Here is an 18719-nt window from a genome sequence, read left to right as displayed (position 1 = left end):
GTGCTCATCCCGCCGCGGGACCGGCCGATGGCATGGTCGGTCGGTTCGCCGGCCGGGGCCCCTTTTTGCGGGCCCCGGCCGCGTGCTGGTGAGCGCGCACGATCGTGGAGTCCACCGACACCGCCCAAGTCAGGTCCTCGTCCGCGTCGGCCTGAGCCATCAGCGCGGTGAACACTCGCTCCCAGGTGCCATCGAGGGCCCACATCCGCCGCCGCTTGTAGACACCTCTCCAGTTGCCGTATTTCTCCGGCAGGTGGACTCACTGCGTTCAGGTCTGGAACTTGAAGGCGACCACGTCGATCACCTCCCGGTGCTCACGCCAGCGTCCACCCGTTCGGCGTCCGCTCCGGGAGCAACGGCTCGATTCGCGCCCACTGCACATCTGTTAACGGCACACCCGGAACACGACCTGCCGATCCAAACGCAACTGCCTAGCCCTTGGGCCGGCGCAGGCTGCGGTACAGCTCGATCGCGGAATCTGGCGGAAAGTTGGGGACATAGGTGACGGCTCCGTCGCTTTTGGAGATCACCATGTGACTACCACCCAACGGCGCCTGAGTGCCCGGCGGCGGTGGGGGCATGACGGCGTGGACGAGGAATCCGATGTCGAACTCCGCCACGTACAACGGCGCCGGGTTTCCTTCCAGGTCCAGTACTTCGAATCGGGCGCGAGCGGCAGCCAATGCCTCTTCGGCAGTGGCAGGGACGGGCTGTACCGGTTCCGGCGCGTCGGGATGCGACACGGACTCTCTCCTATCAGTGAAGGGGCGGCTGTGGGCCAGGCAGGGTCATGCGGTTGAACGTGGCTTGGCGCGGGGCAGTTGGTCGCCGAAACACCGAGCCGGAGCCGAGCCGACGCCGAAACCGATAGGGCGCAAACACTCGCCCCTGGCTGCCGCGACCGTGCTGCTGTGGCGGCCCTGCAACCCTGCTGTACGGTCGCCCCAGGCCCCGTGGTGCAGGCCGTGTCACTTGCTCATGGACTTCAGAACCCGCGCCCCGCCGCCGAACTGGTGCTCCGACTTCTGCTCCTTGATCAGAGCGTTGTTGAGGTCCTCGTTCTCCTTGCTCTTGAACCCGTCGCCCATGACTGCGCCTCCGTTCACCAATCGGCGTCATCGAGCTTCCGGTTCACGTCCGTTTCATGTCTGTGCCAGCGTACCCAGAGGCACTGACAAGCCCTCGCCCCCTGGGTGTCACAGTGCGTGCCCGGGAGCATCCGGCCGATACACCTTCCGAGACAAAGCGATCGCCGTGTTCGGGTAGCCGAATGTCGAACTCGCGCACTCGCGACGGCGTCTGGGGGCTGTCAGGCCCGGTGGGACCGAAGAAGGGGCGGGCCATTTCGAGGCCCTCCCCACCAGGCGCCGTTCATCCTGGCCGGCCAGCACGATACCCCGGACCACACCGTGGCGGACCGAGATCGGCTGGCCGGTCCTCCTCACCGGTGCCGCTCGCCCGGAGGCGGCGGGACGATGGCGTCCGCCGACACACAGGTGCGCGTCACATCAGGTACTGCGCCCGGAGGTCAGCCACATACTTGGTGATCAGGGCCGGTGACAGACGAGGGATGTCGTTCTCCTCGTCGAGGGCAGCGGCCCGTACCGCCGCACGGAACCGGTCCGCCGGCAGGGCGGACCCGGGCAGTGACTTCTGCGGCTCGGCGAAGGCGTGCAGCAGAGGAAGCAGCGAATGTTGCTTCTGGTGGTCGGGCAGGCCCCGCAGGGCGGTCTCGAAACGGTCGAGCCACTCGGCGTAGTCCTGGACGCGGGTCAGGGGGTGCCCGGCTGTCATCAGCCAGTCGACGAACGTGTCGAGGGAGATGCCGTCCTCGTGCGGGTTGACCACGTTGTAGGTCCGGTGGCCCTCTCGTGCGTCGTCCCCCAGCGAGGTGATCGCCCGCGCGGTGAAGTCCACGGGGAGTGCGTCGTAGTGTGCGCTGCCGTCCCCCGTGTCGCGGGCGTAGAAGCTGCCGGGCGCGATGCCTGTCGCCAGCAGGCTCAGCAGGAGGCGGGTGAAGACGTCCGGGATGTTGAGCTGGCCGCGGTAGCGCGGGTGCGCGAGGATCAGGTTGGAGCGGAAGACTGCGACCGGCAGCCCGAACCTGTCGTGCGCCTGGTGCAGCAGCACCTCGCCGGCCCATTTGCTGGCCGCGTAACCGTCGGCGTAGTCGCCTTCGAGGCTGCGTGTCCGGCAGGCGGTGCGGATGTCCGCCGACTCGTCGGCCGCTGACTCGTTCCCGAAGACGACGGCGACCGTCGACAGGTAGGTGAACTGCTTGATCCGGGAGGTGACCGCGAGCCTGATCAGTTCGGCTGTTCCCCGTACGTTGGGACCGAACAACTGGTCGTAGGGCAGGACATGGTTGACCAGTGCCGCCGGGTGGACGATCAGGTCGACGGTGTCGGCCAGTCGCTGCCAAGTCCTGTCGTCGAGTCCGAGGTTCGGTTCCCCGATGTCGCCGGCGATCACGTGCAGATGCCGGGCGGCGAGCTCGTGGTAGCGCTCCATGAGTTCCGGGTCGCCGCTGTCGAAGGCCGCCTCCAGACGTGCCCGGGCCGTCTCGGCGGAGGAGCCGCGGACCACGCACACCAGCGTGCCACCGCGCTGCGCCACGCGCTCCAGCCATTCGAGACACAGAAAACGGCCCAGGAAGCCGTTGGCGCCGGTCAGCAGCACGGTCCGGGCCTCGGGCAGCGGACCGGCAGGCCGTTCGGCCCGCCCGATGGCCCGCGCGTCGAGGAACGCGTCCAGCCGTAGGTCGGCCACGTCGAGTCGCGTCGCGTCAGGGCCGTGGAGGCTGTCGGCGGTAGGGCGGCGGTGTTCCGATGCGAGCGCCCGCTCGATGTGGTCGGCCACCCGCCGCAGCGTGCTGACCGGGTTGATGACCAGGTCGACAGGAACATCGACGCGGTAAATCTCCTTCAGCAGCTGGGAGAACGACAGTGCCGTCAGGCTGTCACCGCCGAGGTCGAGGAAGCGTGCGCCGGGCTCCAGGTCGCCGTTCTGCTGCCCGAGGAGCGCCTGTGCGGCCCGGAGCACGGTCTCCGGTACGGGCTGGTCGGGGCCGAGCCGGCGCAGTGCTCGCAGTTCGTCGGCCTCGCGGTCGGTCAATTCGGTGTACAGCGCTTCGAGGTGCTCGCCGTAACGCTTTGTCAGGGCGGGCCGCAGCGGCTTGCGCATTCCGGAGAGCAGTCCGTTCTCCTGGGTGAACGGCTCGGTCTCGATGAGGAAGTCCCTGGGGATCTCGTAGGAGTTCAGTCCCGCCTCGGTGGCGAGTTCCTGCAGGGACTCCCGCAGGAGCGGCCTGATGCCCCGGGGGTCCCCGTCGGCGCGGTCGAGGGCGTCCTGCGTCGGCACGACGACCGCGAGCAGGTAGGCGCGGGCGCTGTTGCCGTACAGGAAGATCTGCCGGACGACCGGACTGCCGCTGAAGAGCGCCTCCAGGCGGGAGACCGTGACGAATTCGCCCTGTGACAGCTTGAGGACGTTGGAGCGGCGGTCTACGTACCTCAGCGCGTCGGGGCCGACGCGGGCCATGATGTCGCCCGTGCGGTAGAAGCCCTCCTCGTCGAAGGCCTCGGCGGTGGCGTCCGGGCGCCGGAAGTAGCCGGGGACGAGCCGGTCGGACCTGATCAGCAGTTCGCCCCTGGGATGCGGTGAGTCGGTCGCGAAGTATCCCAGCTCGGGTACGTCGGCCAGCTTGTGGTCGGTCACCGGCGGGCGCAGCACCTGGCCGTCGAGGGAGACGATGCCGGCTTCCGTCGACCCGTAGCCGTCGGACAGCCTGACGTGGAGGCAGTTCTCGACGAACGCCGTCAGCTCGTCGCTCGGTGGAGCGGAGGCGGTGACGGCCCACAGGAGGCGGCCGCCCATGACCTTCTCCCGCAACTCCTCCCTCACCTGCTCGGCTGCATCGCCGTCCGGCTCGGTGCGGCGGGACAACTCGGCCCGGTAGTACTGGAAGAGCATGTCGGAGATGCGGGGAACCATGAGGAACTCGGTGGGTCGGACCAGCGAGAGGTCTTCGAAGAGCGTCGACAGGTCGCTGGACGCCGTGAAGCAGGCGAGGCCTCCCTTGGCGAGCGTGCTGAACAGTACGCCCCTGCCCATCATGTGGCTCAGGGGCAGGTAGTTCAGCACGATGGAGGGCCGAACCGCTTGGCCGGGTACGAAATCGATCCAGAGGTGCCTGACCAGGCGCTCGGTGTACATGGCGCCCTTGGGGGTGCCGGAACTGCCCGAGGTGTAGATCAGTGCGCTGAGCGCGTCGGCTGCCGCCCCGTAGGGAACCTCGGGGAGCGACGGCAGCGTCCTTCCCCGGTCGATGACCGATGCCAGTGTGTCCACGGTGACGCCTCGGTCCTGCGCCGCGAGCCGGCCGCGCGCGGAGTCCAGCTCCTCCTGGTGGGCGGTGATCTCGGAGTGGTGGCCGATGAGGATGATCCGGCCCAGCGAGGGGGCGTTCGCTGCTATGTCGATCGCGACCGCCACGTGGTCGACGTGCGCCACGAGCAGGCGCGGGCCGGTCTGCTCGACGATGGGGGCCAGGTGTAACGCCGAGGAACCGGCCTGGAGGGGAACGGACACCATGCCGGAGCGGATGCAGGCCAGCTCCACCACGGTGTACTCGGAGCTCGTGGACCCGAGAACGGCGACGAGGTCACCCGGTCCCATTGCGTGTTCGGGGTGGTGCCGCCATTCGGAGGCCACCGCGCCCACTCGTTCCCAGAGTTCGCCGTAGGTGAGCGTGTCGAACCGCTTCAGCAGGCGCAGCGTGGTCCGGCCTGTCTCCGGGTCGGTAACCGGCTCGGTGGCACGCTCGCCCAGGGCGGGACGGTCGGCGTACCCCTTCATCACCGTGGCCACCAGGGCGGCGAGCGGCAGTCCGGGCCGCCGGATCGCCTCGGTGACGGCGTCCAGGGGCGCGGTGTCACGGAACTGCGCGTCGGTCGCAGACAGGTGGGCGTTCCGCCGGTCGGTACGTGCGTCGAGTTCGGCGGCGGGGGGTCGGGAGTGGGACACGGGTGGTCTCCTTTTCGGTCGTGAAAGCCCGTTCGGGTGGGCGGCGTTGCCGTGTGGGCAGGGTGTTCGTGTCAGCGGGAGGGCTGACGCAGCCGGCGGTCCTGTCCCGCGCCGTATCCGGCGACCGCCGTGGCAATGCCCAGGACAGCCGGTAGGGAAGCCGGCCGCGCACTCACCGGTCCTCCGCGGATCGTGGTGTGCCGGTCTCGTGGCCGCGGGTGAGCTGGACGATCGCGGCCGCCGCGGCACGGGCGCCGCCCGCGTCCCGGGCTTCGATCGCGTCGACGAGCCGGCGGTGCAGGCGGGCGTGCTCCTCGGCATGGACGGCGTCCCAGGGCAGGCCTCCCAGGGACGAGGTGAGCGCCGTGCCGAGGTGGTCGTAAACCTCGATCAGCAGGTCGTTCCCGCTCGCCCGGACCACGGCCCGGTGGAACAGCGCGTCGACGTTCGTGGCCGCGGACGTGTCCTCATCGGCGCAGGCCGCGTCGGCGTCGGCCAAGAGCTCCCGCAGCTGCTGCAACTGACTCTCGTCGCGGCGCAGGGCCGCGGCCTGGGAGGCGTACTCCTCCAGAACGGTCCGCAGCTCCAGCACGTTGTCCCGCCGCGCGGAGCTCGCCCGCCGCACCATGACCGACTGCAGCTCGCTCGATGAGCGGACGTAGGTGCCGTCGCCGGCTCGGGGCTCCAGCAGACCCAGGTGCACCAGCGCACCGATCGCCTCACGCAGGGTGCTGCGTCCGACGCCGAGTTCTTCGATGAGGGCCTGTTCCGGCGGGATCCGCGTCCCCACCGGCCACCCGCCGGACTCGATGTGGGAGCGGAGACTGTCAACGAGCTGAGCGGAGAGGCTGGCGGTCCGCCGCGGTGCGCTGATGCGTTTCATGACAGCACTCTATACAAACATCAGACATTTGAACATCAGGTGCTGACTTGTAGTCAGCCCACACATCTGCGCTTCGTGGGGCCGGCCCCTCGCCGCGGATCCGCCAAGTTGGCCGCGCAGGCGGGCCTTGCAGCACTTCAAGGAGGTGCTGCGGAAACTGACGGAGCGGTAGGGATGTCAGGCACCGGCGCTGGAGCGGCTAGTTTGGGTGCAGGACTGGTACGCAGGCCCGTGCCGGCAGAGGTACACGGGGGACGAGAGGTCGGGAAGAGTGTCGCTGCGCGAAGGGGATCCAGCCGAGATCGGTGGATATCCACTTGAGGCCCGGCTCGGCTCGGGTGGCATGGGCACGGTCTTTCTGGCCCGTACGAGTTCAGGACGACCTGTCGCGATCAAACTGATCCACCCGCAGTTCGCGGCGAACGACGAGTTCCGCACCCGCTTCCGGCAGGAGGTGGCGGCGGCGAGGCGGGTGAGCGGCGCGTTCACCGCCGCCGTTGTCGACGCTGCCCCTGAGGCCGAGCAGCCGTGGATGGCGACGACCTATATCCAGGGGCAGACGCTCTCCCGGCGCATCGCCACGAAGGGCCCGCTGAGCGGAGCGGAGCTGAGGAGGCTCGTCATCGGGCTGGCGGAGGCGCTGCGGGACATCCACCGGGTGGGGGTCGTCCACCGTGACCTGAAGCCCTCGAACGTCGTGCTCTCACCCGAGGGCCCACGCGTCATCGACTTCGGCATTTCGCGCGCCGTGGACCAGCAGACGCTGACGATGACAGGGCGGGTCATCGGTACGCCGCCCTTCATGTCTCCGGAGCAGTTGCAGGCGCCGCGTGATGTGGGGCCGCGGTCCGATGTCTTCTCGTTGGGGACGCTGCTGACGTACGCAGCGACGGGCTACGGGCCCTTCGACGCGGCCAGCCCGTACATAGTCGCGTATCAGGTGGTGCACGGGGAGCCGTCGCTGGAGGACGTGCCGGCGGCCTTGCGCACGGTCGTCGAGTCGTGCCTGTCCAAGGAGCCCAATGGGCGACCCTCGGCGGACGAACTCCTCGTGCTGCTACGGGACCTGCCGGCCGACCTCGGCCAGACCGACGCGACGGAAGCTGGCGCGGGCCGCACCCGCGACATGACCACCCAGCACCACTTCGCGGCACCGGCCACCCCGGCGCCGACTGCCCCGACCACCCCGGCGCGGAAGGCCCCGACCACCCCGGCGCGGAATGCCCCGACCACCACCCCGGCCGGTCCCGATACGGAAAGCGTCGACACCTCCATCGGCCGCCGACCGCGTGGCCGATGGCGTCCCATGCTCGCGGCTGCGGTCGCGGTCACGGTGGCAGCGATCGGTGGAGGAGTCGCGGCACTGACGGCGGGCGGCTTCGGCGGGAACAGCGGCGGCGACAAGGGCAACAGCCTTGCGGCCCCGGTTGCCGCACTTCCGGACGGCTTCAAGCCGTGGCACCAGACCGTGCCGGGCGGTCGCGAGGACCTACCCGACGAGCTGCGTTGCGTCGCGCACGACGATGCGCTGTTCTGCGGGGGCGGCGGTGTTGTCGCTGCCCGTATCAGGGCCGGGGACGGCTCGCGGGTGTGGACGGCGAAGAGCCCCGGCGTCCCCGTCAATGGCACGTACCTGGTGGGCGCCACCAACGACACGGTGCTCGGTTACCGCTTCGCCGCCCAGGACGCCCCGCAGGGCCCTCGCAGCGAGGTGGTGGCCCTCGACGCGAGCAACGGCCGGGAGCTGTGGTCCGTGCCGTCCGGCGCCCAGTCGACGGCCGTCACGGGTCGGACTCAGGACGCCCTTGTGGTCGGCTCCGACGTCGTGACGATCGACGCTTCCCACTCCCGCTTCGAGGCCCGCAACGCACACAGCGGTCAAGTCACATGGAGGTCGTCATTCCCTGCGGGTAAGCAGTGCGCTCCCGTCCCGGTGGGCCCACAACTCGTCGCGATGTGCGCGACGGATGCGGAGGTGGATGCCTTGGCGGTGCGCCACCCCACCCTGTACCCGGTCGACCGCGCGTCGGGGACACTGGGCAGGCCCATCGCGGTCAACGGCCCCGCCGTGCCGATGGGCGTCGCCAACGGCAGGCTCGTACTCCTGCAAATACACATGGGGGGAACGGAGCTGGACCGCTTCAACGGGGTGGCACGGGTCGACCTGGCCTCGCAGAGGGTCACGTACTCCCGACTGCCCAAGACGTACACGGGGGCGCCCGGCATGGCGGCCGGCACCCTCTACGTGAGCGGGCAGACCGGTCTCATCACGGCACTCGACCCCGTGACCGGCCGGAAGAAGTGGTCGCGGCAGACTGCCGTGGAGGGCGCGTCGGGTCCTGTCGCGGGAGCCGACGCACTGTATTTCAGCTCGGCCACCGGCCGGGTGGTCGCACTGTCGCCGCACGATGGCAAACCCCTGTGGGCAACAAATCCGCAGGCCGACGGGTTGACGGGCGACGGGGGCGCGAGCCCGCGGGTGACTCTTTCGGGGCGTGCGGTGATCGTGGCCGCAGCCAAGAACACTCTCTTCGCTTTCGACGCACAGAAGCCGCCGAAGTCGGGCTGACCCGGGTGGCTGTACGGCGACTGCAACCACCTGTACCGCATGCTTGATCCTCAAAGAATTCCCCTGATCAGTACACATGCGGAGTGGCAGGCTGCCGGGCCGCCCACCACTTCCCCAGTCGCCACGTATATACGCAACGCGGTCTTTACCGAGTCAGGCAGCGCTCCACACGGGTGGGAGCGGATCACCTGACATCAAGGAGGTCGTCCGGTTGACAGCCCATTCGATTGATGGCTCCAGTTCTGCGCTTCTGTTCAGTTCTGAGCGCACGTTCACGGTCTGGCGCTACGGGGTCGGACACTCGCAACTGCTCCTGCGCGCCATTCCAGACAGTACGGACACGCTCTGCCTGGACCTCCTCTTCGAAGGCGTGCGTGCCATGCAACTGGTCACTCACTACAAATCGATTGAGCTTCGCACCGCAAGCGACGGCGAATCCCGGCAGATCCTGCAGACGCTGGGTTTCTCCGCCCCGTCCTCTCCTTGGCGCGAAGGGCATCTCCTCGTTGTCCTCCGCTCGAGAAGTGGGTCCGGGTTTGTGCTGTGCAGGCGGATCAGCGCGGTGCAGGGCGGCGAGGACCCTGTGGGACTGCCGGAAGGATCTGAGGGCCGCGAAGTGATCTGGAGCAGTCACCTGTAGTCGGCGCACGTCATAGGCCGGGTCCGTATGACTCCTTTATGACTCCTTGAAGTCGACCTGGCGATAGGGGATCGCTCACGGAGTCCGGCACGAGGCCCCGCCTGGACCACTCTCGGCGGGCCTGCAGTCGTCGTCAAACGGGTTGCTAACAGCCCCAACTCCCCTTCCATGCAGACACGTTGACGGTCAACACACCGTGCTACTCCAGCTCATGTCCCAGTGATCGGGTGACTGTCGCTCTCCTGGAAGCTGCCGACAGTCCGAGCCAGCAATCAGGCCGCTGCTCCGCGTGCGGCGGCAGCAGGACTGCCACCCGTCTCCACAGGTCATCGGGCACAAGATCGCTGGTCGCGCCGGAAGCGTGCCAGAACAATGCGGTTGAGGTGAACGGTTCCACCAGGCAGGCTCACCTGATGAGCCACAGCACACCACCGGGCAACTGGGATGGCCCCTGGTACCGCGTCCAGACGGAGCAGTTCGAAGCCGCGTTCCTGCCGAACGCCGGCGAGGACCCGGAGGCCGTGGACAACGTCGACGTCTTCGTGAACCTCAAGGACGGCTCACGGTGGAGCGCAACCATCATCACCCTCGCCCAGGTCGAGATTCTCATGAAGAGATGGGCCGCCAGCGGAGAAGCTCTTGGAGGCCGCTACTTCTGGTGCTCGGACGGTCTCATCGTCCGTGACGCCGGTATCAGCAGCATGACCCAGGTCCTCGCCGGCCTGATCGAGACCGGCGAGTTCACACAGATCCTTCAGCGTCTCGACGACTGACAGTCGCTCGGCCTCCGTACCTCATTCTGAAACGATCAGTCATTCCGACCGCGCGCTATTTCGGTTGGCATCCTTGTCCAACGAGCTCGTGCACGGTGGACGGTGAGACGTCGAGCCCTCGCTCGTCGATCACGGTGGGGTGGTGGGCACCGCGTCTCGTGCACCGATCACCAGCGATCGGAGGATCATGGGCCTGTCGCCCGATGTGATCGCTGAACTCGTCGCCCAGGTAGGCCCGTTGTGGCATGAACGGCACCAGGCCAGGCTCGCGTCACGATCACGGAAGCGAGCCGTGGGCTCCGGTGCGAAACACCGACTGGTTCTCGTCGACCGGCTCCTTGCCACGCTTGTGCACCTCCGCCACGGGACCACGCACGACGTGCTGGCGTGCTGGCGCGGTGTGGACCGCTCCCCCATCACCCGCGCCATCGGCGAAGTGCGTCCTTTGCTCACCGGGCGAGGCTGCGCTGGCACTGCCGGAATGCGGTTGTGGACCCTGGCCGAGGTCGTCGACCACCTCTGCCTAACGGCCCACCGGTGGCACGGTCCGGCCAGGCAAGGGCTCCTCCGGCGGGCCAAGGCACCGGCCGTCGCGTAGACCGCTGCGGGGTCGGGACAGGAACCCCGCCCCGACTCCGCGATGCGAGCGGCAGAAGCCCGATGCAGCTCGCGTCTCAGCGTTGACGGACGGTCACCTGTCTGAAAGGGCTCAGACGACCACGACCCGGCGTCCGCGCGTGTGACCGGCCTGGCTGTCGATGTGCGCCGCCGCGGCCTCGGTGAGCGTGTACGACTTCTCGACCGGGATGTGGAGCTTCCTCCGCGAGATGAGGCGGGCGGCCTCGGCGAGCGCGTCCGGCATGCTCCCGGCCACGCCGGAGAATCGGACACCGAGCTCCGGCGCACCGAGATCGGCGATGGAGACCACCTTCCGCGGATCCCCGGTCAGCTCGACGAGCTCGCGGATCACGCCCGAGCCGGCCAGATCGAGAGCTGCGTCGACAGGGCCGAGCTGCCGCGCCCGTTCGACCCAACCCTCGTCGTACGTCGTGGCGACGGCACCCAGGCTCCGCAGATAGTCCTGGTTCGCGGCCCCGGCCGTACCGATCACCCTGATGCCGCGGGCGCGAGCGATCTGCAGCACCGCCGAACCGACTCCCCCGGACGCACCGCTGACCAGCAACGTCTGCCCGGGCCGCACACCGACCTCGCGGATGATGCGCAGCGCGGTTTCCACCACGGAGGGGTATCCGGCCGCCTCTTCGAACGTCATGCCCTCGGGCATACGGGCCCAGGCCGACAGCACGGCGAACTCGGCGTAGGTGTCGGCCCCTTCGCCGAACACGTGGTCGCCGACCTCGATGCCTTCGACACCCTCGCCGACCTCATCCACCACCCCGGCGGCATCCAGCCCGACCCCGGCGGGCAGCTCGATCGGATGGGCTCCCAGGACCTGGCCTTCTCGGATCCTCCAGTCGACGGGGTTCACGCCCGCCGCCCGCACGGCGACGCGGATCTGGCCGGGGCCCGCGTGGGGCTCCGCGGCATCTATGAGGTGCAGAACGTCCGGACCGCCGAACTCGGCGAAGCTCACTTTCTTCATGCGGCCGACCGTAGCACTAACGGTTAGTGTTTTGAAACTGTGAGCTCTTTGCATCTGTTAGCATCACGGCATGACCGTGCCGACCGGACGCCGTGAGCGCAAGAAGGCCGCGACCCGCCAGAAGATCGCCGACACCGCCCTGCGGCTCTTCCTGGAACGCGGGTACGACGCGGTGGGCATCCGGGACGTGGCCGCTGAGGCCGACGTGGCCGTCACCACCCTGTTCTCCCACTTCGCCTCGAAAGAGGCCCTCGTGTTCGAGCAGGACGAGAACTTCGAGCAACGCCTCACCCAGGCGGTCACCGGCCGGGCGCCGCACGAGCCGCTCATCCCCGCGCTACGCCGAGAGATCCACGCCATGGTGCGCCATTGCACGGCGGCCGGCGCCGCCCCGATCTGGCGCATGATCGAAGAGTCGCGCGCCCTGCGGGAGTACGAGGATTCGATGCGGCTGCGCCATGCGGAGGCGCTGGCTACGGCCATCGCCGCCGATCCCGGCCTGTCACAGACCACGACGGCCTGCCGGGCGATCGCGAGGTTTGTGATCGACGCGTATGCGCTGGGCCGTGAGGCGACCGATCCGGAGGCCACGGTGGACGAGATCTTCCGGATGATCGAGGCGGCCTGGGAGGCCACCTGCCCTTCTCGACGTGCGTGAGGGACTTCCTACAGGCAGGGCAGGGGCGGGGGCGACGCCGGTGGAACATCTCGGCCGGCGGACGGGCCACCACGCGTACGTCGGCAAGTCCGGCTTCGCCGGCCTGACCAACCATGCGCCCCGCGCGGCCCAGCTGAGTCGGATCCGGCAGACCGCCAGCGGCCGCCTTCCCTGATCGCCACGCAGACGGCAGCCGATGCCGGCCACTTCCAGCGCGTCGCCGCGATGCTGCGGCGCGGCGACGCCTCACCTCTGCGCGAGCTGAGGTGTCGTACAGCGCGCTCAGGAGTTGGGTGTGGTGGTGACGAGAGAAGTACCTGCTGGAGCCTGTTGTGGGACGAGCCTCTGCCGATCTCCTTGATCCGCCCCTTCGGCCCGGCCCCGCCATGTTCGGGTCGGCGGTGAACTTTCCCACCTGCTCCCACGAGTGGCTACCTCAGGCAGGGCCGTCCTACCGTGTGAGCCACTTGCTCAGCGACCCGAATCCGGATCCTCACGCGGGACGGACGCAGCCCGGTCTCCGGGCCGAGAGACGCAGCCGACGGTGACGGCCAGGCTGCGCAGGACAGTCGTACCGGCGAGCAGGGCCGAGGAGACCGGCCGTCCCAGCCATCGCGTCAGATCGCCTCGCAGGTGGGGATCGACCTCGACGGTCACCCGGAGGTATCTGTTCTGCAGCGTGGTGACATTGGCGGGCTGGGGTGACGAGACGTCCTTCTCGCGCCGCAACGCAGCACGGTAGCTCTCCTTGCGCTGGCTCATACCTCATCCTGACGCTTGATCAGTTCCTCTGCGAAGTCCATGTATGCCGAGCCCTTGGCCTGGACCGGGTTCCCGAAGGACTGGGCGTACAGGTCGAGCCGGGCGATCTGGGTGTCCAGCACCTCGAAACCCCGCTCGGTGAGTGCCTCGCGAGCGTCCGCATCGGGCCCGGTGCGCGTGGCATCGGGTCGGTTGGTGCGATTGAGCAGGACCGCCGTCCGGGCCGGCTCGGTGCGCAGGGACTGCACGTCCGCCATCTCGCCGAGGATGGGCGCCATCCGGTCCAGCTCGATGGGGGCGGGGGTCACGGGCACGATCCACTCGCCGGCGTACCTCATGATGCTGCGGGCGATGCGGGGATGGTCCTCCAACTGCGGCGCATCGAGGACGACGGCCTGCCGATTGCCGAGGAAATCGTTCACACGACGGTGGACGTCCCCCACCGGCAGGGCGATCACCGGAAACGGAAAGCCATCGGCCAGCTCGCTCCAGCGCAGCGCGGAGGCGGCCGGGTCACCGTCGACCAGCAGCGGCGACAGTCCCCACTCATGAAGCGCGTGGGCCAGCCACACAGCACTCGTCGTCTTTCCGACGCCCGGCTTGAGGTTCACAAAAGCACAGCTCAATGACACAAGAGCCGACAATAAGGGGCGCAAACGGTCATTCTCGGTCGGCGCGACGGCGCGGCTTCGTGGTTCACCCACAAGCAGTGAAAAACGTCGGACACCCCGTGGGGAGCGGTCGCAACCGACCGCGTGCACCACCGGTTGCGTCTCGCCGGACTGATGGCAGACGCCGTGGGAGGGCTCCGCCTCAGTCCGGGATGGCGGCACCAACCAGGTCAGCTGTTGCCCTGACCGGTCTGCAGTCACCGGCGTGGGCATCTCCCCACCGCCGTCAGGACGAGACCTCCTTTGTACGGAGCAAGCTTCGTCTCCCGGACGTCGTCGGGGAATGTCACCGCCGCAAGAGCTACGAGCCACGCACCCGAGGTGAGGGAGATCGTCTCAGGCTTGATCCTCCCCAACTTCCAGCCGCGTTGTTGCAGCCGTTCCGCGGCCAGACGAGCATCCCGCATCGTGAGCGTCCGGCGAGACAGGCGCCGGGCGGTCACCATGCAGGCGCCAGGCATGAGCCGAGGGTTCAGGTCCGCGTAGGTACCGAGCCCCTGACCGGCGGCACGCAGATCAGCGGTGACCTCGGCCCGTGTCTTAGCGGGAGGCGCAGACGACGGCTTCGGCTTCGTGCTGGACGGCGGCGAAGGCGTGGCAGACGAGGTGCTCGGCGTGCCTGCCGTCGAGCACCCGGCAGCCACCGCCACAACAGCCATCACAGCAGCGACAGCCAAGAACCCGAACTTTCTCACGCATCCCCCAGGGCACACCGGATCGCTGCACCCGGACAGTCGAGCGGCTGCAAGAGTTCCTGCACGTCGGCCAAAGCGGTTCCTCCCGGCTCGGTGTCCATGCTTCCCGATTCTCGATCCGCACCGAGGCCAAGACGGGACGAAGGCAGAGATCGGCCACGCGCTGGCCGGTGTGCATCCCTCAACACGCATACGCCGGTGTACGGGGACAGTTGGGCGCTCACAGCTTTGTCCGTGCGCTGCATACGGGAAGGGGCCTGGCGTTCGCCAAGGCGGTGGACATGCACCGTCAGCTTCGCCGGGACGGGGCCTTGGCTCATGCTCCACTGGTTCGCTGCCTCGGCGCGCTCCCTCGGCTCCGCGTCCCCCCCGGTGTCGCAAGGAAGCAATCGGCCTGCGCCAGGCCAGGTAGCACGCCGCGATCCGCGTCAACGCTCCCAACTGCCCCTGTAGGGCAGGGTCTCAGTAGGTGACGGTGTGGTTCCGCAGAATCTTGCGCGCCTTTGCGCCCGTGGCGAGGTGTGCGGTAGGCCTCAAAGCGAAGTACTCGCGGAAAGTGGAGATGTTGTGGGTGCCCAGCAGCGCGATGGTGCGGTTCCAGGTGCCGCCGTCCGCGTTGCGCCACGCCTTCTGGTCTCGGCGATGCTGTGTAGGGCGCTCCTGCGGCCAGCACCTGGAGCAGACGCCCCTGTACGGGCCGGCAGGAGAACGCGAACCCGTGTGTCCGCGAGTGTGGGATCAACCGCCTCAAGCGCCACCGGGCCGTCGCCACCGTTACGACAAGCTCGCCGTCCGCTTTGAAGCGAGCGTGCTGGTCACATCCCTCAACGAATGGCTGTGACCAGCACTTTCACAGCTGGTCCTCATGTCCCGTGCCTTGATCTGGACGCTACGGCGTTCCTTCCGGGCCACCTCAACCTCTGCCGGCCAGGAGGGATGGGACGGGGCTCGCTTCTAGTAGGACAGGTCCTTCTGGTCCGTGATCAGGCGACCGGCGATGTGCAGATTGCCGTCGGAGTCGAGCACCGCGATGATCTTCTTCGTGGAGCCGTGGTGGGTCGTGAAGTAGATCTTGTCCGCCTCCTGGGAGGTGGAGTAGTTCGTGTTCACCGACAGTTCGATGCTCACCGGTGAACTGATCAGCAGGTCCTTCTTGGGCGAGGTGGGATAGACCTGGTTCTGCCGCAGCTTGATACGGCCGTGGGTGTCGCCCTCATCCCAGTCCGTCGCCAATCCGAGGTCGATGTCTGCCATGAGGCTTCCTCTCCAGTTACGGCGGGCCGTCCCCTTCCTGTCGGGCTCCAGTCGGGTCGTTCGTGAGTGGGACTCGACAGGACGTGCCCGCTGTCCAGTGAAAGAACCGCGTGGGACGGGTGACATGAGGCAATCACCTGAGCCGTCCCAGAACCTACACAACTCGGGCACCCGGCGGCACCGAACTCGGTGAATATGACTGGTTCCTATGAAGTTGGCGTGATTAGGCGAATCTGTCCCACCGGCCGTTCCGCCAGATCGCCCCGTCCCGCAAGCCGGGATTACCAACGAACAAGATCGGCTTTGGCGACTGGCCCTGGGTCGTTTCCTCTCTCCAGCCCGACCAGCGCCTCCAACCCGACCAGCGGTCCGTTGCCCGCCTGCCCGGCGGGCTCCGGCGGGCTCCGGCGGCGTGCCACGATCCGGCCGTCGGCCGCGGTGCGCCGACGTCGTGACATCCACCGCGCGACATCACGAGCCGCGGCCTTCCTCGGCATTGTGGTTTTCTCCGGGCAGCCGGGTATGCCGGCTCCCATCGCACAGACCCAAGTGGCTGCGGCAGGTGGGCTGATGGGGTCACGCAGGGGTGAAGGCCCTGTTCCTTCCGTCCGGCATCAACCGTTACCGCGGTGCGGCCCTCGCCGTGGAGGCCACCTCAGCCGCCACGGAATCCGGCATCGCGAAACACCGAAGCTCCGAGCCTCCGAACCTCCGAACCTCCGGCCAAGGAATCCGCCCCGCACGGCCAGAGCCAGCACCCGTGCCATGGCGCGAAGAGCGGGATCGTAGCTCACGCGCACCGCCCGGCAGCCGGATTTGAGCATCGTCGCTCAATCCGCTTCCTTGCCTAGTGCAACGGTTAGCGTGGCACCGCCCACCCTCGCCCGGACGGCGGCGCCCGTCGGCAATCCGTCGCGCGCAATCCAGGAGGCACGATGAAATCTCACGCGCGAAACCCCCGGCCCACCTCGAACCGCGGCCGCCTCATAGCCGCCGCACTCGCCCTCACCGCAGTTATCGCTGCCGTGTCCGTGTGGCTGGGGCAGCGGAACAGCTCTGCCGACGAGTCCGTCTCGGCCGATCTGCCGGCCGCGAGATCGGCCCCGGCCGGCCCTGGTGGGGGCAACACCGGCACGGTCTCCGCGTTGGACAAGACCTTCCTCACCAAGGTCCGGCAGGCCGGCCTGTGGGAGATGCCGGCAGGCCGGCTCGCCCAGACACACGCATCGAGCGAAGCCATCAAGCGCGCCGGTATGCATCTGCTGGAGGGGCACAGCAAGCTCGACGAGCTGGCCCGTGAGGACTCCGAGGCGCTGAACGTGCCCATCCCCGATCAGGCCACCCCCGAACAACAGGGCTGGGTGGACCAGCTGAAGAACGCCCGGGGCCAGGCGTTCGACCAGCTCTTCGTGGACCTGTTGCGCGCTTCCCACGGCAAGATCTTCATCACCATCGGCGAGGTGCGCGCCACCACCAAGAACTCGCTGATCCGGCGACTGGCCACGCAAACCAACAACACCGTCCAGGACCATATGGACGTTCTGGAGGACACCGGACTCGTCAAGGACGCCACCCTCGACGACGTCGCCTCGACCATTCCCAAGTGACTGTCCCGCACAGCACTGCACGACACCGCCCCGCCGCCCGACCGTGTTGATCCGCTCTTGGTCGCTCACTCCCTGACGCTCCATCTGGCCATGGCCCCTCCCGTCTTCCCCGAACTCTGGGCTGCGGCTGTCACCGTTTGGCCTGTCGCTCCTCCAACCGCTGCGGGCGGTCGTCGCGTGACGGCGCGCGGCGGACCGCCCCGCGCCGGTGGCGGGACGTCTTCCCCGTCTCCGTCACCGGCCGGTCGAGCCGCAGGTCGTTGAAGAGCCGGGCCGACCTTCTAGCGTCCCACTTCAGGACGTTGCCCTTGGGCGTGGGGACACCGATACCGGACACCGGCACGTTGATCTGCTTGCCGTGTCCGCCCGTGACGCTCTGCACGGCGCGGAAGATCCTGCTGAGATCGCGCAGGCTCATGTCCTTGTCGACGATGAGCGTGTCGAGCCCGGCCTGCACGGCCGGCCCGATCTCCATCGGGTCGAAGAGGGTGTCGGGCCGGGCGGCCTGGTGGGCGAGGGTCGACAGGAACTTCTGCTGGTTCTTCGACCGGCCCAGGTCGCCCTCCTTCTCCTGGTGCCGCTCGCGGACGAAGGCGAGCGCCTGTTTGCCGTTCAGGGTGTGACAGCCCTTGCGCAGATCGGCGCCCGACTTCTCGTCCTTGATGTCCCGGTCCAGGCACATCCGCACACCGCCGATGGCGTCGACGATGTTCACGAACCCCGCGAAACCGATCTCCGCATAGTGGTCGATGCGCAGCCCGGTGTTCTTCTCGATGGTGTGCACCAGCAGTTCGGGGCCGCCGTAAGAGAAGGCGGCGTTCAGCTTGTCCCCCTCGGGCCGCTTCGTCTTACCTGTCGACGTGTCAAGGCGGCCGGGCACGGTGATCCAGGAGTCGCGCGGCAGGCTGACCATGCTGGTTCCGTGGGCCCCGGTGTGCAGCAGCATCATCGAGTCGGTGCGCCGCCCTCCGCCCCCGCCGGCGTGCAGGCCTCTCACATCGTCATCGGAGAGCCCGTCGCGGCTGTCCGAGCCCACGATGAGGTAGTTGGTGCCCTCGCCCGGCGACGGACGGTCCCCGTACGCCCCGAGGTCGACGTCACGTTGGAGCCGGATCTCGGCCCAGCCGTACGTGCCGCCCGCCACGACGACCACAGGGGCCAGCAGGACGAGCACCGCCCGCCGCAGTCTCCTGCGCTTCTTCGGCTGCCGGGCGTGGGCGCGCCGGGGCCCGTAGCGCGAGCTGGGGCGTTCGGCGAACCGCTCACGCGCGGCGGTGTCTTCCGGGGTCGCGTTCGGGACCTGGTCGGCGTGCGGGGCCTGGTCGGCGTACGGCTCCGGATCGGCGGACAGCTCTGGCTCGGCGGACAGCTCCGGATCGACGTACGGCCCCCGCCCGCCCCCCGGCTCCGGGCGCCACAGGTCGCCCGTCACCCGCACCGGTCCCCGGTGCACGGGACGACTCCCGACGTCGCCGGGCCAGCCTTGCTCCCCTGTGGGTGTGGTACGTCCGGCCCGCTGGTCAAGCGGGTCTCTCATGGTCAACTCCCTTGGTCATGTCCGAGGTCCGACTCGCGCGGC

The 18719-nt window shown here is 68.4% G+C and carries 15 protein-coding genes; 6 read left to right on the top strand and 9 right to left on the bottom strand.

Features of this window, described 5'->3' with window-relative positions; translation table 11 throughout:
• Positions 1-431 precede the first annotated feature (431 nt).
• From ACZ7MX_RS23170 to ACZ7MX_RS23160, 3 genes are all read right to left on the bottom strand, one after another.
• Positions 432-743 (bottom strand): hypothetical protein, encoded by a 312-nt coding sequence (locus ACZ7MX_RS23170; protein ID WP_472134931.1) that lies wholly within the window; start codon positions 741-743, stop codon positions 432-434.
• A 760-nt stretch (positions 744-1503) separates the two neighbouring features.
• A complete protein-coding gene (gene car / locus ACZ7MX_RS23165) occupies positions 1504-5025 on the bottom strand; it encodes a carboxylic acid reductase (RefSeq protein WP_472134929.1) in 3522 nt (1173 codons plus the stop codon).
• A gap of 172 nt (positions 5026-5197) precedes the next feature.
• A complete protein-coding gene (locus ACZ7MX_RS23160) occupies positions 5198-5908 on the bottom strand; it encodes a FadR/GntR family transcriptional regulator (RefSeq protein WP_472134927.1) in 711 nt (236 codons plus the stop codon).
• Positions 5909-6179: 271 nt separating this feature from the next.
• On the opposite strand from ACZ7MX_RS23160, the gene ACZ7MX_RS23155 reads away from it, so the two are divergent.
• From ACZ7MX_RS23155 to ACZ7MX_RS23140, 4 genes are all read left to right on the top strand, one after another.
• A complete protein-coding gene (locus ACZ7MX_RS23155; protein WP_472134925.1) occupies positions 6180-8477 on the top strand; it encodes a protein kinase domain-containing protein in 2298 nt (765 codons plus the stop codon).
• A 211-nt stretch (positions 8478-8688) separates the two neighbouring features.
• Complete coding sequence (locus ACZ7MX_RS23150; RefSeq protein WP_472134923.1) at positions 8689-9117, top strand: hypothetical protein; 429 nt, start codon at positions 8689-8691, stop codon at positions 9115-9117.
• 413 nt (positions 9118-9530) lie between these two features.
• On the top strand, positions 9531-9890 hold the full coding sequence (locus tag ACZ7MX_RS23145) for a hypothetical protein (RefSeq protein WP_472134921.1): 360 nt from the start codon (positions 9531-9533) through the stop codon (positions 9888-9890).
• Positions 9891-10077: 187 nt separating this feature from the next.
• On the top strand, positions 10078-10488 hold the full coding sequence (locus tag ACZ7MX_RS23140) for a helix-turn-helix domain-containing protein (RefSeq protein ID WP_472135095.1): 411 nt from the start codon (positions 10078-10080) through the stop codon (positions 10486-10488).
• Positions 10489-10599: 111 nt separating this feature from the next.
• Here ACZ7MX_RS23140 and ACZ7MX_RS23135 read toward each other — a convergent pair whose 3' ends face one another.
• Positions 10600-11493: an NADP-dependent oxidoreductase gene (locus ACZ7MX_RS23135; RefSeq protein ID WP_472134919.1), complete on the bottom strand. Its 894-nt coding sequence runs from the start codon at positions 11491-11493 to the stop codon at positions 10600-10602.
• Positions 11494-11563: 70 nt separating this feature from the next.
• Between ACZ7MX_RS23135 and ACZ7MX_RS23130 the strand changes: the two genes are divergently transcribed.
• Positions 11564-12151: a TetR/AcrR family transcriptional regulator gene (locus ACZ7MX_RS23130; protein ID WP_472134917.1), complete on the top strand. Its 588-nt coding sequence runs from the start codon at positions 11564-11566 to the stop codon at positions 12149-12151.
• Positions 12152-12622: 471 nt separating this feature from the next.
• Here ACZ7MX_RS23130 and ACZ7MX_RS23125 read toward each other — a convergent pair whose 3' ends face one another.
• From ACZ7MX_RS23125 to ACZ7MX_RS23110, 4 genes are all read right to left on the bottom strand, one after another.
• Positions 12623-12913, bottom strand: a complete 291-nt coding sequence (locus ACZ7MX_RS23125) for a hypothetical protein (RefSeq protein ID WP_472134915.1) — start codon at positions 12911-12913, stop codon at positions 12623-12625.
• On the bottom strand, positions 12910-13524 hold the full coding sequence (locus ACZ7MX_RS23120; protein WP_472134913.1) for a nucleotide-binding protein: 615 nt from the start codon (positions 13522-13524) through the stop codon (positions 12910-12912). Before ACZ7MX_RS23120 ends, ACZ7MX_RS23125 begins: the two co-directional genes overlap by 4 nt.
• Before the next feature lie 257 nt (positions 13525-13781).
• Positions 13782-14243, bottom strand: coding sequence for a hypothetical protein (locus tag ACZ7MX_RS23115; RefSeq protein WP_472135093.1), 462 nt, complete (start codon positions 14241-14243; stop codon positions 13782-13784).
• Between the two features lie 990 nt (positions 14244-15233).
• On the bottom strand, positions 15234-15533 hold the full coding sequence (locus ACZ7MX_RS23110) for a DUF6342 family protein (protein ID WP_472134912.1): 300 nt from the start codon (positions 15531-15533) through the stop codon (positions 15234-15236).
• Positions 15534-16468: 935 nt separating this feature from the next.
• Here ACZ7MX_RS23110 and ACZ7MX_RS23105 point away from each other — a divergent pair.
• Positions 16469-17140, top strand: coding sequence for a DUF4142 domain-containing protein (locus tag ACZ7MX_RS23105; protein ID WP_472134910.1), 672 nt, complete (start codon positions 16469-16471; stop codon positions 17138-17140).
• Between the two features lie 130 nt (positions 17141-17270).
• On the opposite strand, the gene ACZ7MX_RS23100 is transcribed toward ACZ7MX_RS23105, so the two are convergent.
• Entirely contained in the window at positions 17271-18677 is a 1407-nt protein-coding gene (locus ACZ7MX_RS23100) for an LCP family protein (RefSeq protein WP_472134908.1), read from the bottom strand.
• Between the last annotated feature and the right edge of the window lie 42 nt (positions 18678-18719).

This window comes from Streptomyces sp. NPDC107765, from assembly GCF_055657085.1.
The sequence above is the reverse complement of the archived record's forward strand: the minus strand, read 5'-3'. Positions and strand labels throughout refer to the sequence as shown.

Coding starts and splice junctions, on each gene's coding strand:
- ACZ7MX_RS23160 (WP_472134927.1), bottom strand. CDS start 5,908: ATGAAACGCATCAGCGCACCGCGGCGGACCGCCAGCCTCTCCGCTCAG.
- ACZ7MX_RS23145 (WP_472134921.1), top strand. CDS start 9,531: ATGAGCCACAGCACACCACCGGGCAACTGGGATGGCCCCTGGTACCGC.
- ACZ7MX_RS23140 (WP_472135095.1), top strand. CDS start 10,078: ATGGGCCTGTCGCCCGATGTGATCGCTGAACTCGTCGCCCAGGTAGGC.
- ACZ7MX_RS23135 (WP_472134919.1), bottom strand. CDS start 11,493: ATGAAGAAAGTGAGCTTCGCCGAGTTCGGCGGTCCGGACGTTCTGCAC.
- ACZ7MX_RS23130 (WP_472134917.1), top strand. CDS start 11,564: ATGACCGTGCCGACCGGACGCCGTGAGCGCAAGAAGGCCGCGACCCGC.
- ACZ7MX_RS23125 (WP_472134915.1), bottom strand. CDS start 12,913: ATGAGCCAGCGCAAGGAGAGCTACCGTGCTGCGTTGCGGCGCGAGAAG.
- ACZ7MX_RS23115 (WP_472135093.1), bottom strand. CDS start 14,243: ATGGCTGTTGTGGCGGTGGCTGCCGGGTGCTCGACGGCAGGCACGCCG.
- ACZ7MX_RS23110 (WP_472134912.1), bottom strand. CDS start 15,533: ATGGCAGACATCGACCTCGGATTGGCGACGGACTGGGATGAGGGCGAC.
- ACZ7MX_RS23105 (WP_472134910.1), top strand. CDS start 16,469: ATGAAATCTCACGCGCGAAACCCCCGGCCCACCTCGAACCGCGGCCGC.
- ACZ7MX_RS23100 (WP_472134908.1), bottom strand. CDS start 18,677: ATGAGAGACCCGCTTGACCAGCGGGCCGGACGTACCACACCCACAGGG.